The organism is Kribbella sp. NPDC059898 (assembly GCF_042730855.1).
GTDB lineage: Bacteria > Actinomycetota > Actinomycetes > Propionibacteriales > Kribbellaceae > Kribbella.
On record NZ_JBHWKR010000001.1, the window covers coordinates 1,057,551 to 1,071,749 of the forward strand.

Consider the following 14,199-nt stretch of genomic DNA (forward strand, 5'->3'; position numbering starts at 1 on the left):
CCTCAGCGTGGCAGATCGAGCTGCAGGACGACGAGGGCCTTCCCGGCCGGGATACCGGGTTCGATCGCGAGATGCGGCGGATCGCCGACGGCGCACCGCGGCTCGGGGAGCAGCGGGCAGACGGCGTTCAGCAGCCCCGTCGTCACCGTGACGTCGGTCGGCAGCGACCCGTCGGCGCTCGCGGTCAGCGGTCGGACCACCGCGCCCGCCCGGGGCGACCGGGACGGGGTGGCCAGTACGGCCGACCCGGACAGCCGGTACGTCAACCGGATCCGGGTCGCGGCGGCGATCAGCGGGATGTAGTCGGGCCCGTCGAGCGTGGTCTCCGTGAGTGGTACCGACTGGTCGTCGGCGATCACGTTCAGATTCGTCACCTGCGGATTCGTCGGCGACATCAGGCCGGGCAGCTGGGCGCCGGACGCGGGCAGCTGCAACTGCAGCACGTCCGTGGCCGCGGACAGCCGCAGATCCTCGGTCATGTCGAACGAGCCGTCCGAGCGCGGTACGACGGTGAGCCCGACCCCCGGCGTGGTGGATCCGGTCGCCGTCGGCGATGCGGCCGGGCGTGCGCCGTCCAGTCCGGGACTCGGCGCCGTCGGTACGGCTGAGTCGCCCGAACAGGCGGCGGCCGCGCCGTACCCCAGCAACAGCGCGACCGCCGTCAGACCCCGGACCGCTGCCCGCACCGGCACCCCCCGGATACAAGACCCGTGCGTCCCCTTGGTGGCCGGGTCGAAGTGGATTTAGGATACGCCCGAATTCATGGGGGCGGTAAATTTCAAGAGGGGGAGAAAATGCACGGACGGGACGTGTCCGAGCAATCTCGGACAGTGCACAAAAAGGTTTCGAGAATTCTAGGTCCGGTAATTCTGATATTGCTCTCGGTAGTAGTGGCGCAGCCGGCGGACGCGGCGGCCGGGGCCAACCTCTACTTCGTCCAGGGCCTGCCCGGGCGGAGCCTGGACATCAGTGTTGACGGACATCTGGTGGCCACCGGTGTGGCCGGCGGGAAGCTGATCGGGCCGTTCGGGGTGGCGGCAGGGAAGCGGACGATCACCGCGAAACAGGGCGGCCGGACGGTGATCCAGCGCGAGGTCACGGCGGCGTCCGGGGCGAGTCTGGACGTCGTCATTCATCAGCCGGTGTCGCCGGGCGGTGCGCCCTTGATCACGACGTACGTGAACAAGTTGACCGGCGTACCGAAGGACAAAGCCGGATTGCGGGTCGCGCACGACGCGGCGGTCGGTCCGGCCGACATCCGGGTGAACGGAAAGGTGCTTTTCCAGAACGTCGCGAACGGTGAGTCACTCGACGTGGTCGTGCCGGCCGCGACGTACCAGGTGGAGATCGTGCCGACCGGTGCGACCTCGCCGGTCGTCCTCGGTCCGCTGGCGCTGCCGGTGAAGGCCGGGTACCTGACCCGGGTGTTCGCGATCGGTGCGCCGAGCCAGAAGACGATGACCGTCGCCCTCGGCACGATCAAGGTTCCGGCCACCGGGTCGGACAAGCCGCGGGTGGTGAACACCGGCACCGGTGGACAGGCGGCAGCGCTCGACCAGGCGCAGAGCTCTGCCGGCCAGTCGGGGCTGTGGATCGTGGTGTTCCTCGCCGCGCTCGCGTTCGCCGTCGGTGCCGGCCAAAAAGTCAGCCGGAAAGCGGTCCGTCGCTGAAACGGCTCGGCATCGCGTTGTGCTGCCTCGCCCTGGCCGGATGCTCGGCCGGGGCGAGCGGTGCGGCGCCGGCACCGACGGCGCCGTTCACCTTCCACACCACGGGTACGCCGCCGACCACCGCGACGTCCGTACCGCCCGGACAGATTGGTACGCCGGCGCCGAGTCAGCGCGTGCGGTTCGTACCGCAGCTGGTGGTGCTGCCCGGCGGCAGTCACGCATCGGTGCTCACGGCAACGACCGTCGACGGTCTGCTCCAGGTGCCGGCGAAGGCGCAGAACGTCGGGTGGTGGGACGGCGGCGCCGAGGCCGGTGACCCGTACGGCTCGGTGGTGCTCGCCGGGCACGTCGACACGAAGACCGAGGGCCTCGGGTACTTCGCCCGGCTGCGCGGCGTACGGCCAGGTGAGGTCGTCGTACTGCGGGGCTCCGGGCACACGGCGTCGTACCGGGTGGTGTCGGTCGCGGCGGTCCGGAAGGACGCGCTGGCCACGACGAGCGGGGCGTTCGATCAGACGGTCGATCACCGGCTGGTGCTGATCACCTGCACGGGTGCGTACGACCCGTCCCGCGGCGGATATCAGGACAACCTGGTGGTGACCGCCGTACCCACCGGCCCGGCGCAGTAGGCTCGACGGCCATGGCGAGGTATTTCGACATCCATCCCGAGAACCCTCAGCGGCGGTCGATCGGGCAGGTGGTGGACCTGCTGCGCGAGGACGGGCTGATCGCGTACCCGACCGACTCCTGTTACGCGCTCGGCTGCCAGCTGGGCAACCGGGACGGTATCGACCGGATCCGCGGCATCCGGCACCTGGACGACCGGCACCACTTCACGCTGGTCTGCGAGAACTTCGCGCAGCTCGGGCAGTTCGTGCACATCAGCAACGCGGTGTTCCGCTCGATCAAGGCGGCCACGCCGGGCAGCTACACGTTCATCCTGCCGGCCACCAAAGAGGTCCCGCGCCGGCTGCTGCATCCGAAGAAGAAGACCGTCGGTGTCCGGATCCCGGACCACGTCGTCACCCAGGCGCTGGTCGCCGAGCTGGGCGAGCCGCTGGTCTCCAGCACGCTGCTGCTGCCCGGCCACGAGGAGCCGATGACGCAGGGCTGGGAGATCAAGGAAGAGCTCGACAACCAGATCGACGCCGTCATCGAGGGCGAGGTCGGCACCGAACCGACCACCGTCGTCGACTTCTCCGACGATGTCCCCGAACTGGTCCGCATCGGCGCCGGCGACCCGACGCCGTTCGAGTAGCGCCTACCACCGGTCCCAGTGCAGGACCTGGTCGCGCGGGACCCGCTTGGCCGGGCGGAAGTCGGTGCCGAGCGTGAACGCCAGCGGGATGAACGCGGCCAGCATCACCTCGTCGTACGGCACCCGGAGCACGCCGGCGAGCTCGCGTTCGAGCGGTCCCTGCGCGGTGGTCCAGACGGTGCCGAGGCCGCGCTCGCGAGCGGCGAGCATGAAGCTCCACACGGCCGGCAGGATCGAACCCCAGGTGCCCGCCTGAACGGTGGCCGGCGCGCGGTCGGTCCGCCCCTCCACGGCCGGGATCACGAACGCCGGCACCCGGTGGATGTTGTCGACCAGGTATCGCAGGCTGTCGAACACCCGCTCCGTCGACCGGGCGTGATGGTTCATCCGCCGTACGTCGCCCGCGCTCAACGGCTGCCCCGGCGCCTGCGAGACGGCCCGCCGGAAGATGTCCGCGACGGCCCGGCGCTGGGCGTCCTCGGTGACGACCAGGAAGTGCCAGCGCTGCCGGTTCCGCCCGGTCGGGGCCTGGGTGGCGAGGTCGACGCACTCCTCGATCAGCGTGCGCGGTACCGGCCGGCTGAAGTCGAGCCGTTTCCGCACGGCGCGGGTGGTGGACAGCACCTCGTCGGCGGACAGGTTCAGGGCCATCGATAAACCATCCTTTAATAGATAGTCTGCTTTGGAACTACTGTAGACTGTCCGGGTGGCTTACACACTCGATCTCAGTCCCGACGAGCTGCTCACCACGACGCGGACGGTGCGGAAGCGGCTCGATCTGGAGCGGCCGGTGCCGATGGAAGTGATCCGGGAGTGTCTGGAGATCGCGCTGCAGGCGCCGTCGGGGAGTAATCGGCAGACGTGGCACTGGGTGGTGATCACCGATGCGGAGAAGCGGGCCGCGGTGGGTGAGTACTACCGGCGGGCCGTCGAGCAGTACCTGGCGGGTCCGGGGGCGGCCGGGAAGTTGCATGCGGAGGATCCGGAGCGGGGTCCGGTGCAGCGGCGGGTGGGGGACAGCGTGGCCTACCTGGGGGAGCGGATGGGGAAGGTTCCCGTGCTGGTCATGCCGTGTCTGCAGGCGAAGAACCTGCCGGCGGGTAACCAGTCAGGACTTTGGGGCTCGATCCTGCCGTCGGCGTGGAGCTTCATGCTCGCCGCCCGCGCTCGCGGTCTCGGTACGGCGTGGACGACGCTGCACCTCACCTACGAGCAGGAAGTACAGGAGCTGCTCGGGCTCCCGGAGGACATCCGGCAGACCGTGCTGATCCCGACCGCGTACTCGATCGGGACCAGCTTCAAGCCCGCGCCGCGTCAGCCGCTGGACGACGTACTGCACGTCGACGGCTGGTGAGTCACCGCACCTCCAGTTCCGCCAACTGCATCCGGTAACCGCCCTCGCCGTCCGGCCGCAACTGGGTGCCACGAACCTGCACGTACCGCGCCACCCGCGCCGGGAAGGTGTGCGTCACCGGAGCGGCCCCCGGCTGCGCCGCGCCGGTGACCGTTGCCGCAGCCGTCCAGGTGACGCCGTCCAGCGACGTCTCCACGGCGTAGTCGATCGGGAACCCCTGACCGGTGCTCGCGCCGTCCGACCGCCCGTACAGGTCGACCCGGCCGATCAGGCTCGGCCCGCCGAGGTCGACCCGCACCGACTGCGCCGACCCGGCCGGGACCGACTCGCTCGTCCAGCCCATCGAGTTCCACAGCCGCGACTGCCGCGCGCCGTCGGTCAGGTTCGCCCGCAGCCAGCCCTCGCCTCCGTACTCCGAGGACGTCGACGAGCTCACCGCCCGCCCGGCCGCGAGGTTCCCGCCCGCGACCTCCACCTCGGCGAACTGCATCCGGGTCGCCCCGAACGGATCCGGACTCAACCGCGACCCGGTCACCCGCACGTACCGCACGTCCCGCGCCGCGAACGGAACGGTCTGTACGCCGCCCGGCCGCGGCTGGTCCTTCCGGTCCGCGACCGTCGTCCACGTGGACCCGTCCGCCGACACCTCGACCGTGTAGTCGATCGGGAACCCGGCGCCGAGGTTGCCGCCGTCGGTCCGCGGATACAGGTCGACCCGGCCGATCGACCGGACCGCGCCCAGGTCGAGGCCGAACACGGCGCTCGGGCCCACGTCGCTCGTCCACCCCATCGACGAAGCGTCCGACGTACGCCGGCCGTCGACCGCGGCGGCCGCGCTCCAGCCGTCCCGGTCGTACGTCGACGACACGGTCACCGCGGCGCCCTCGGCCGGGTTCACAGCCGGGTTGATCCGTACGTTGTCGAAGGCAACGTTCACGCCGCCGCTGGCGAGGCCGAACCCGCCCGCGGTGAAGGACGGGTCGGTCACGGACAGCACCTGCGTGGTCCCGACGTACACCGTGATTCGGGACCCGCGCGCGATCACGCGGAGCCGGTTCCACTGGCCTTTGACATAGGGGGCCGCGGCGGCGGCGATGGTCTTGCCGCTGCGGTAGACGAAGACCTCGCCGTTGTTCCGCTGCGCGACCAGGTACCCGGTATCGAAGTCGGTCGGGTTCAGGTTGCGGAGCACCATCCCGGCCCAGTTCGTGTCGCCGCCGGAGGAGTTGACGCCGCGGATCTGCAGGTCGACGGAGGCCGCGACATCGCCGTACGCCCGTGCCTCCAGGCCCGCCACGTAGTCCCACTGCGACGTGTCGGTCTGGGTCAGCGCGCCGCCGGAGACGGACCAGGTCCCGCCCTTCGGCTGCCAGGACTGCGAGCCGTTCGCGAAGTCGTCGGCGTATGGATAGGCCTGGTCCGGACCGCCGGCCGCGAGCGCGTCGAGGACCTGGCGGTGGACGGTGTCCGAGGCGACGCCCGACTTGTCCGCCGTGAACGAGTTGGTGATCAGCGAGTTTGCGAGGGCCTTGGCCAGGACGGGCTTGGTCGCCGCGAGCTGGGTGAACAGTTCGTAGTCCTCGATCCCGTCGAGCTGCGCCTCGCTGCGGATGCTGTCGTACAGGTCGTACGCCGCCTTGTTCGGGCGGACCAGGTACGCGTCGCCGGTCTGGGGGCCGTCGAAGGTGTCGATCGGGGTGTCGTTGCCGCCGTACCAGTAGTTCCAGCCCCAGTGCAGGTAGCCGACGGCGCCGGTCTTCCAGGCCAGCAGCGGGGTCAGCCGGGTGCTGTCGAGGTACGACATCAGGAAGCGGTTCAGGTATGTGCCGCGTGGGACGGTGCAGTTGTAGAGCCAGAGCTCCTTGCCGTTGAGTTTGTCGTTCTGGAAGTAGCCCGCGTTCTTCTCGTAGAGGTCCATGAGTGGGGTGTTGGCGGTGACGTTCGTCGGCGGGTTCATGATCGAGAGCTGGGCCTCGTTCAGCCGCGGGTTCGGGAAGTGCCGGCGGTAGATGTCGTAGAACCAGTTGGCCGCGTCCCGGTCCGCGGCGACGGTCGTCTCGTCGTTCGCGCTCATGTAGAAGACGTCGGTCAGCCCGAGTTGGTCGAGATGCTGTTTGAGCGCGCCGAACAGCTTGTCTAGGTACGCCGTCGCCTCGGGCGTCCCGGTCGGAACCGGGACCATCTGGGTCGACCCGTCGGCGGCGCGCTGCAGCATCTCGAGCTGTGGGCCGTGACCGGAGCCGCTCGCGTTCAGCAGGTGCGGGGTGTGGATCCACTGCAGTGCGCCCGCGTCCTGGTAGATCTTGAGGAAGCGATCGAAGGACTGCCACCCGAAGCTGTAGTTGCCCGCGGCATCGATCGTGGTGTTCGGGATCAGCAGCGCCTGGAAGTCCGCGAACACCACGTTGTTCCGGTGCTTCGCGTGGTCGCGGGCCATCGCGGTGATCACCCGCCACCAGTTCTCGTCGTACATCTGTACGCCGTACTGCAGCGGGATCGCCTTGATCGTGCCGGTGTAGTCCCAGCCGGCCGACGTTGTCCAGTTGTTCATCCGGAACGTCGATTGGTTGGTCGGCGGGATCGTCGCCGGGTAGACCGTGACCCGGACCGGTACGACGGTGTTCCCGGCGCTGCTCTGGACAGTCGCGGAGCCGGTGTAGACGCCGGGGGCCGCGCCGGCCGGGACGTGGACGCTGTAGTGGTACGGCTGGGTGACGTTCGCGGTCAGGGTCCGGGGCGTGTTCTCGACCAGCGCGTCGTAGTACGCCGAACCGGTGCCCTGGATCTCGACGCCGGGGCCGATCGGGACGACGTTCGGGTGCAGGTACTCGCGGCGGACCGTGATGTCGGACAGCGTCGCGCCGCCCGGGCCGGTGAGCGGGGTGGTCGCGATCGACACGTTCTGGACGGCGGCCGTCGGGCGGATCGCGACCTGGGCGGCCTCGGTCTCGTTGCGGGCGGCGTACAGGTCGATCGACGTCGGCGCATTGGCCGGGCGGGCGTCGTACGGGAAGAGGCGGTCGGACGCGTTGTGCGTCCAGACCGTGGGCGGTTCGGCGCGGGCCGGGAGCGGGAGCAGGGCGGCCAGCAGTACGCCGGACAGTAGGGCGGCAGGCGTGCGCATCGAGGTCCTCCGGGGCGGTGAGGATTTACCCACGAGTGTCTCAGGAGGCGGCCATTTCCTCTATGGTCAGACCACTCAGCACCGAACGCGGTTCGGTGACGGTCAGGTCGACGGCAGGGTCGGCGTCCGCGTCTTTCACCTTAACCAGCAGCCAGTCGCCGCCGGTCCGGGTGAACGCCCAGGCGCCGTTCAGCTTCACGCCGTGCAGTTGCACCTTCAAGTGCCCGCGCTCGATCGCCTCCGCGGGGTCGACGAGCTGGCGCCGGTCGTCACGGGTGAGGTTCGTGTAGACGCCCGCGTCCCAGACGATCACGGCGCCGCTCCCGTACTGCGCCTCCCGGTGGACACCCTCGTACGACGCGTACTCGAGATCGTGGTCCGACGTGAACACCGCCAACCGCTTCACGATCGGATCCAGCGACGGCCCGCGCGGCACCGCCCACGATTTGAGCACCCCGTCCACCTCCAGCCGTACGTCGTAATGCAGCCGCCTGGCGTCGTGCAGTTGCACGACGAAGATGGGCTTGGACATGAGGCTCCGTACGATTTCGAGTTACCGCTAACGGTCTGTCATCCTGCGGTTGTAGGCTTGCGACTGGTTGGGAAACCAGCCCCCAAACCTCCTCCATCATCCGCCCCTGTCCAGAAGCAGGTGCCATGCCCGTAGCCCCCTCACCGGCGCGGCCGATCGCCGTTCAGATCCTGATCGGCGGCCGCTGGATCGCCGGCCAGGAGCTGGGTCGCCGGACCGGGACGGCCGGGACCGACGAGATCCTCGTCAGTCACCACGGCCATCTCGTCTGGATCGACTCCAGCTCCGTCCGCGAAAGTTAGGTCGTGTCTGCCGACCCAGCGCCTACTGCGGGGCACTCGGCACGGCACCTCGCCGCACGGATGCAAAGGCCACGATGCTCCGCATCGAGACCTTCGCCCCCGCACGCCGAGGCACCGCACCGAGCACCTCCTCGCTACGGCGCTGGGTCGGCAGACACGACCTAAAACCCCTTACCTTAAAGGGTTTTCAGCAAAGAGTTTTCGCAACCAGGTTGCCGATCTCGATCGCCGACGGCGAGCCCGTCGGGTCGAACAGGACCCTGGTCAGCGCGAACGTGACGCCTGCGCGGGTGTCCGCCCAGGCGACGCTCCCACCCATGCCGGGCCAGCCGAACGACGCGGGACTCTCCTCCGCCGTCGACCCCAGCCGCCCGATCGCGTAGCCGAGCGCCATCGTCGCCGGGTTGCCCAGCAGCTCGTCAGGCATCGTCACGGAGGGTCCGGTGATCACCGGTACGGACTCGGGCCGGACCAGACGTACGCCGTCGACCTCGCCGATCAGGCCGGCGTACAGCTTGGCGATCCCGCGGGCGGTGAGGACGCCGCTGGACGGGTCCTCGATCGCCAGGTTCTCCGGCTGGTTGAGGTACGCGGCGCGCGGCGTCGCCGCCGACGGCATGACCTTGGCGAACAACTCGCCCAGCATCGCGAACATCGGGTCCGCCCCCGCGGGCTCCACCAGCTGCACGAGGCGGTCCCGGTGCGCGGCGGGCAGCCCGAAGAACACGTCGTCGGCGATCCCGAGCGGCTCCGCGATCTCCCGCAGTACCGCGGCGATCGTCCGGCCGGTCGCGCGCCGGACGATCTCGCCGACCAGCAGCCCGAACGTCTCCGCGTGGTAGGTCAGCTTGGTCCCCGGCCCCCACCACGGCTCGGCGGCCGCCAGGTACTCCGTCTTGCTCAGCAGCGTCTCGCGGGTCGTGTCCGGCGGCAGCGCGGGCAGGCCGACGGTGTGCGTCAGCACGTGCCGCAGCGTCGCCCTCTCCTTGCCGTGCGCGCCGAACTCGGGCCAGAGCTCCACGATCGGCCGGTCGTAGTCGAGGACGCCGCGGTCCACCAGCACGTTCGCGACCGTCGCGGAAGCGCCCTTGCCGGTGGACGCCGCGTAGAACAGCGACTCCGGGGTCACGCCGTCGCCGGCCACCGCGTCCACCACCAGCTCGCCGTGCCGGTACGCCGCCACCTGGATCCCGAGATCCGTCTCCACCAGCTCGTCGATCCGCTGCTGCACTGCACTCTGAAGGTCCATACAGGTACGTCGTAGCACGGACCGCTCGCACTACACGTAGTCGAGGGCGAACCTGATCGTGCGCTCGATCTCCGCGTCCGTGCCCACCGGGCAGAACAGGAACTCCGTCGTACCGGCGTCCTTGTACTGCTGCAGCTGCTTCGCCACCGCCGCCTCGTCGCCGACGACCGCGGTGTCCTCAGGGCCCGCGTTGCCGCCGCGGTCCATGACAGCGCGGTACGCCGGCATCGATCCGGCGGCGCCGTACCGCTCCCGGATCCAGGCGCGGGTCCCGTCCGGGTCGTCGGTGACCGCGACGCAGGAGCCCGCGACGACCTGCGGTGCGGGACGGCCCGCGGCGGTCGCGGCCCGGTCGATCGTGGGGCGGATGAAGTCCTCGATCACGTTCGGCGTCGCCCAGCTGGTCGTCGTACCGGCGGTCAGCTCACCCGCGGTCTTCAGCATCCGCGGGCCGAGCGCGGCGAGGATCAGTTCGGGTGCCTCGGTGCCGGGAACGGTGACCTGGCCGCGGGCGGTCAGCCGCTCACCCGCGTAGTCGGTCGGCTCGCCGGAAAGCAGCGGGCCGAGTGCCTCGACGTACTCGCGGACGTACGCGGCCGGGCGGTCCATCGAGAGGCCGAGCATCCCCTCGACCATGTGCGGGTGACTCGAGCCCACGCCGAGCGTGAGCCGGTTGCCGATCAGCGCCTGCACGCTGAGCGCCTGCGCCGCGAGCGCCAGCGGGTGCCGCGGATACACCGGCACCACGCCCACGGCGTACTCGATCGTCCTCGTGTACGGCGCGACGCCCGCGATCAGCGTCAGCGCGTCCCAGCCGAGCCGCTGGCTGAACCAGATCCGGTCGATGCCGGCCTCCTCGGCGACCCGCGCGGCGGCGCCGAGCTCCGCGACCGTCTTGCCCTCTTCGTCGATCCACAGTCCGATCCTCATGCCCACCAGTCAACGGGCGACCGGGCCGCCGACCCAGACGCAGTTACGCTGTGCAGCGATAAGGAATCGTGATCGCCGGAGGTGGTTCCGATGGAGTTGCGGCAGCTGCGGTACTTCGTCACGGTCGCCGAGGAACTGCACTTCGGCCGCGCCGCCGAACGGCTGAACATCGTCCAGCCCGCGGTCAGCCAGCAGGTCGCCCGCCTCGAACGCGAACTCGGCCTGCAACTCCTCGACCGCTCCTCCCGCCACGTCCGCCTCACCGGCGACGGCGAACGCATGCTCCACGAGGCCCGCGCCGTCCTCGCGGCCGCCGACCAGGCCTCCGAGGTCGCCGCCGCACTGGCTTCTGGCCGGGACGGCATCCTCCGGATCGGCACCGCCCCAGGCCTCCGCTCACGCCTGGAACGCGGCCTCACCACCCTCCGGCGTCGAACCCCGGGTCTCGACATCCAACTCAGTTCCGGGACTACGGCCGAGTATCTGACCGCGCTACGTTCGGGTGAGCTGGACATCGCGTTCGTCCGCGGAGACGTGGCGGCCGCAGACATCCAGGTGACCGAGCTGTGGCGCGACCCGCTCTCCGTGCTCGTACCGACGGCGTACCGGGCGGACGACGGCGTGGAGCTGATCGACCTGGCCGCCCTCCCGCTGCGGCTGCCCGACGACCCGCGGCTGTGCGACCACATGGTGACGGCCTGCCGCGAGGCCGGGTTCGAGCCGGTGCTCGGGCGGCCGATCGACGACTTCGAGGCGGCGGTCGTGGAGATGTCGACCGGCTCGCCGGCGTGGACCGTGGTGTACGGAACGGCTTGTGAAGCTGCCGAAGGCGCTTTGTGGATGGGGCCGTTCAGTCCGCCCAGGACTGCCCCGGGGAACCTGCTGACCTTGGCCGGCCGGTCGGGCGAGTGCTTGGCACAGTTGGTCGCGGCGTTCGGTTGAGAAGGTCTCCGGCGGGCCCTGACAGCTCCGCCGGAGACCGGTGTGTTGAGTACTCAACAAGCACCGGATCGTACGGGGCATTCCGGGTTTCGAGGAGGGCCCGTCTCATAATTCATCCGACGAGCGTTTGATGGCTCCCGGTGAACAGTTGCTGACGGCGCGGGATTAAAGTTGGTAGTTGCAACCAAATATCGGGCTGGGTGAGGGCACCGCCGGCCGTTTCCGCCTCGGAGCAGTGCACGCCACTGCCCCGGTCGTCGCGTTCCCGCCGTACGAAACGGAAGCTGATGTCTGCCACCCAGACCGAGCCGGCCACCCCCGCCGGCCACCCCACCTATCGCTCGCGGTACGCCGAGCCCGAGCGCGCACCGGCCGCCGCGCCACCATCACCACCACCGTCGGCCGGTGCTCCCGAGCTCACGCACCGGGAGATCCTGGAGATCCTCGCCGGGCTGCTCGCGGCGCTGTTCACCGCGGTGCTCAGCTCGACGATCGTCAGCAACGCGCTGCCGACGATCATCGCGGACCTCGAAGGTTCCCAGACGCAGTACACCTGGGTGGTCACCGCCAGCCTGCTCGCGATGACCGTGTCCACGCCGGTGTGGGGCAAGCTGTCCGACCTGGTCAGCAAGAAGCTGCTGGTCCAGCTCGCCATCGTCATGTTCGTGGTCGGCTCGATGCTCGCCGGCGCCTCCCAGAACGTGCCGTTCCTGATCGGCGCGCGGGTCCTCCAGGGGCTCGGGATGGGCGGGTTGATGGCGCTCGCGCAGGCGATCATCGGCGCCGCGATCCCGCCCCGCAACCGCGGCCGGTACTCCGGGTACATGGGTGCCGTGATGGCGCTCGCGACCGTCTCCGGCCCACTCGTCGGCGGCGTCATCGTCGATACGTCGTGGCTGGGCTGGCGCTGGTGCTTCTACGTCTGCGTGCCGCTCGCAGTGATCTCGCTGATCGTGCTGCAGAAGTTCCTGCACCTGCCACTGGTGAAGCGGCGCGTGCGGATGGACTACCTCGGCGCGGTCCTGATCGCGGGCGCGGCCAGCCTGCCGCTGATCTGGGTGTCGTTCGCGGGCCAGCACTTCCCGTGGTGGTCGTGGCAGACCGGTGCGTACCTCGGCGGTACGGCGCTGCTCGCGATCCTGGCCGTGGTGGTCGAGACGCACGCCGCCGAGCCGCTGGTGCCGGTGCGGGTCGTCCGTGAGCGCACCACGGCGCTGGCGATCCTCGCGAGCCTCTCGGTGGGGATCGCGATGTTCGGCAGCGCGGTGTTCCTCGGGCAGTACTTCCAGGTCGCCCGCGGGTACAGCGCCACCGAGGCGGGGCTGCTGACGATCCCGATGATGTTCGGGTCGTTCCTCGGGTCGGTCGGGTCCGGGCAGCTGATCACCCGGTACGGCAAGTGGAAGCGGTACCTGGTGATCGGCGGGCTGTGCCTGACGGCCGGGCTCGGCGTACTCGGGACGATCGACCACGAGTCGCCGTACTGGTATGTCGGACTCGGGATGCTCGCGATGGGCATCGGCATGGGGATGACCATGCAGAACCTGGTGCTCGCGGTACAGAACACCGTCGACGTCAGCGAGGTCGGGGCTGCCTCCGCGACCGTGACGTTCTTCCGGAGTCTTGGCGGCGCGGTCGGGGTGTCGGTGCTCGGCGCGGTGCTGGCGACGCGGGTGACGAACCTGATCACGGATCACCTCCGCGAGCTCGGCCCGGGCGCGGCCGCGGCGGCGCAGGGCGGGTCGGGGAGCGTGCTGGACGTGAACGCGCTGCCGGCACCGGTGCAGGCGATCGTGCGGCACGCGTACGGCGACGCGACCGGACGGATCTTCGTGATCGCCGCCGGGGCGGCCGTGGTGAGCCTGCTGGCGGTGCTGTTCATCCGGGAGGTGCCGCTGCGGCGTACCGTCGCGATCGGTACTGATCCGGAGGAGGCGGGCGCTGTTCGTGAGACGGTTCCGGACGATCCTGCGGAGCGCGCCGCCGTGGTGGCGCTGGACGTGATCACGTCGGCGGAACGTACGGCGCGGGAACGCGAACGCGAGGCCAGCGAACGGGTGCAGGCGGCGGCGACCACGATCCGGCAGATGCGGACCGACGTCGCGGACCTGTTCACCCGGGTCGACCAGCAGATCGCGGCCCTCGAGAACACGCTGCCGGACGCCGAGATCCCGCAGCCGGCAGCCGCCATCCTCGACTCCCAGCGCCCCGCCGGCGAACTCGTCGACGAACTCCGCCGCTACGAACTGAGCGTGTTGAGCGCCAGCCAGCGAACCGCCGACCACCTCCGCGAAACAGCCCGCGCCGACGCCGACACCGTCCGCACCACCGCCCAGACCGACGCCGACAACCTGCGGACGAAAGCCCGCACCGAGGCCGCCAACCTGCTGTCCGAGGCCCGCGCCGAAGAACAAGAGATCCGCGCCCGCATCACCGACCTCGAAGCCGTAGAACACCGCCTCCTCACCACCATCCGCGACACCCTCTCCACCACCCCCACCCCACCCGCGCCCCCCACCCGGCCCGCGCCCCCCGCCCCGTCCGCGGCGACCGCCCCGACCGCCCCGACCGCGGCGACCGCACCGCCCGTCGCACCCGCAGCTCCAGCCCCGTCCGCGGCTGCCGCACCACCAGTGGCTCCCGCGCCGCAGCCGGCCCACCCCGACGAGCCGCCCACCCACGCGGCCTCCGCCCCGCACCAGGCCTACCCGGACGAGCACCCCACCCACGGGGCGCCCGGCACCCACCAGACCCACGCCCCCACCCACACCACCGGCAACGGCTACCCGGAGGACCACCAGCACCGCCAACCCTTCGGCTGAGCCGAGGGCGGATCTG

13 protein-coding genes are annotated in these 14,199 nt (G+C 70.2%); 7 read left to right on the forward strand and 6 right to left on the reverse strand.

The features are described 5' to 3' along the window. Positions 1-2 precede the first annotated feature (2 nt). The gene (locus ACFV9C_RS05225) at positions 3-692 is read right to left on the reverse strand and encodes a hypothetical protein (protein WP_380190794.1); all 690 of its coding nucleotides are present in this window, start codon (positions 690-692) and stop codon (positions 3-5) included. A 198-nt stretch (positions 693-890) separates the two neighbouring features. Here ACFV9C_RS05225 and ACFV9C_RS05230 point away from each other — a divergent pair, with 198 nt between their 5' ends. Genes ACFV9C_RS05230 through ACFV9C_RS05240 form a run of 3 tightly spaced genes read left to right on the forward strand, consistent with a single transcriptional unit; the run spans position 891 to position 2,928 of the window. Next, complete coding sequence (locus ACFV9C_RS05230; protein ID WP_380190795.1) at positions 891-1,670, forward strand: DUF4397 domain-containing protein; 780 nt, start codon at positions 891-893, stop codon at positions 1,668-1,670. Between the two features lie 17 nt (positions 1,671-1,687). Further along, positions 1,688-2,299, forward strand: coding sequence for a class F sortase (locus ACFV9C_RS05235; protein WP_380190796.1), 612 nt, complete (start codon positions 1,688-1,690; stop codon positions 2,297-2,299). Between the two features lie 11 nt (positions 2,300-2,310). Then, a complete protein-coding gene (locus ACFV9C_RS05240; protein WP_380190797.1) occupies positions 2,311-2,928 on the forward strand; it encodes an L-threonylcarbamoyladenylate synthase in 618 nt (205 codons plus the stop codon). 3 nt (positions 2,929-2,931) lie between these two features. Here ACFV9C_RS05240 and ACFV9C_RS05245 read toward each other — a convergent pair whose 3' ends face one another. Beyond that, the gene (locus tag ACFV9C_RS05245; RefSeq protein ID WP_380190798.1) at positions 2,932-3,579 is read right to left on the reverse strand and encodes a nitroreductase family protein; all 648 of its coding nucleotides are present in this window, start codon (positions 3,577-3,579) and stop codon (positions 2,932-2,934) included. 55 nt (positions 3,580-3,634) lie between these two features. Here ACFV9C_RS05245 and ACFV9C_RS05250 point away from each other — a divergent pair, with 55 nt between their 5' ends. Further along, entirely contained in the window at positions 3,635-4,282 is a 648-nt protein-coding gene (locus ACFV9C_RS05250; protein WP_380190799.1) for a nitroreductase family protein, read from the forward strand. A 1-nt stretch (position 4,283) separates the two neighbouring features. Here the strand turns inward: ACFV9C_RS05250 and ACFV9C_RS05255 are convergent, their stop codons facing one another. Together ACFV9C_RS05255 and ACFV9C_RS05260 are read right to left on the reverse strand one after the other, a co-directional pair. Next, on the reverse strand, positions 4,284-7,406 hold the full coding sequence (locus tag ACFV9C_RS05255) for a discoidin domain-containing protein (RefSeq protein ID WP_380190800.1): 3,123 nt from the start codon (positions 7,404-7,406) through the stop codon (positions 4,284-4,286). Between the two features lie 40 nt (positions 7,407-7,446). Beyond that, positions 7,447-7,938, reverse strand: a complete 492-nt coding sequence (locus ACFV9C_RS05260) for a DNA polymerase ligase N-terminal domain-containing protein (RefSeq protein ID WP_380190801.1) — start codon at positions 7,936-7,938, stop codon at positions 7,447-7,449. A 125-nt stretch (positions 7,939-8,063) separates the two neighbouring features. On the opposite strand from ACFV9C_RS05260, the gene ACFV9C_RS05265 reads away from it, so the two are divergent. After that, positions 8,064-8,240, forward strand: a complete 177-nt coding sequence (locus tag ACFV9C_RS05265) for a hypothetical protein (protein ID WP_380190802.1) — start codon at positions 8,064-8,066, stop codon at positions 8,238-8,240. Between the two features lie 187 nt (positions 8,241-8,427). Here the strand turns inward: ACFV9C_RS05265 and ACFV9C_RS05270 are convergent, their stop codons facing one another. Both ACFV9C_RS05270 and ACFV9C_RS05275 read right to left on the reverse strand, forming a co-directional pair. Further along, positions 8,428-9,489, reverse strand: a complete 1,062-nt coding sequence (locus ACFV9C_RS05270) for a serine hydrolase domain-containing protein (RefSeq protein WP_380190803.1) — start codon at positions 9,487-9,489, stop codon at positions 8,428-8,430. 30 nt (positions 9,490-9,519) lie between these two features. After that, entirely contained in the window at positions 9,520-10,419 is a 900-nt protein-coding gene (locus tag ACFV9C_RS05275; protein WP_380190804.1) for a TIGR03564 family F420-dependent LLM class oxidoreductase, read from the reverse strand. 90 nt (positions 10,420-10,509) lie between these two features. On the opposite strand from ACFV9C_RS05275, the gene ACFV9C_RS05280 reads away from it, so the two are divergent. Together ACFV9C_RS05280 and ACFV9C_RS05285 are read left to right on the forward strand one after the other, a co-directional pair. Beyond that, complete coding sequence (locus tag ACFV9C_RS05280; RefSeq protein WP_380190805.1) at positions 10,510-11,361, forward strand: LysR family transcriptional regulator; 852 nt, start codon at positions 10,510-10,512, stop codon at positions 11,359-11,361. 287 nt (positions 11,362-11,648) lie between these two features. After that, positions 11,649-14,183 (forward strand): MFS transporter, encoded by a 2,535-nt coding sequence (locus tag ACFV9C_RS05285; protein WP_380190806.1) that lies wholly within the window; start codon positions 11,649-11,651, stop codon positions 14,181-14,183. Positions 14,184-14,199 lie beyond the last annotated feature (16 nt).

Coding starts and splice junctions, on each gene's coding strand:
- ACFV9C_RS05240 (WP_380190797.1), top strand. CDS start 2,311: ATGGCGAGGTATTTCGACATCCATCCCGAGAACCCTCAGCGGCGGTCG.
- ACFV9C_RS05245 (WP_380190798.1), bottom strand. CDS start 3,579: ATGGCCCTGAACCTGTCCGCCGACGAGGTGCTGTCCACCACCCGCGCC.
- ACFV9C_RS05255 (WP_380190800.1), bottom strand. CDS start 7,406: ATGCGCACGCCTGCCGCCCTACTGTCCGGCGTACTGCTGGCCGCCCTG.
- ACFV9C_RS05260 (WP_380190801.1), bottom strand. CDS start 7,938: ATGTCCAAGCCCATCTTCGTCGTGCAACTGCACGACGCCAGGCGGCTG.
- ACFV9C_RS05265 (WP_380190802.1), top strand. CDS start 8,064: ATGCCCGTAGCCCCCTCACCGGCGCGGCCGATCGCCGTTCAGATCCTG.
- ACFV9C_RS05270 (WP_380190803.1), bottom strand. CDS start 9,489: ATGGACCTTCAGAGTGCAGTGCAGCAGCGGATCGACGAGCTGGTGGAG.
- ACFV9C_RS05275 (WP_380190804.1), bottom strand. CDS start 10,419: ATGAGGATCGGACTGTGGATCGACGAAGAGGGCAAGACGGTCGCGGAG.
- ACFV9C_RS05280 (WP_380190805.1), top strand. CDS start 10,510: ATGGAGTTGCGGCAGCTGCGGTACTTCGTCACGGTCGCCGAGGAACTG.
- ACFV9C_RS05285 (WP_380190806.1), top strand. CDS start 11,649: ATGTCTGCCACCCAGACCGAGCCGGCCACCCCCGCCGGCCACCCCACC.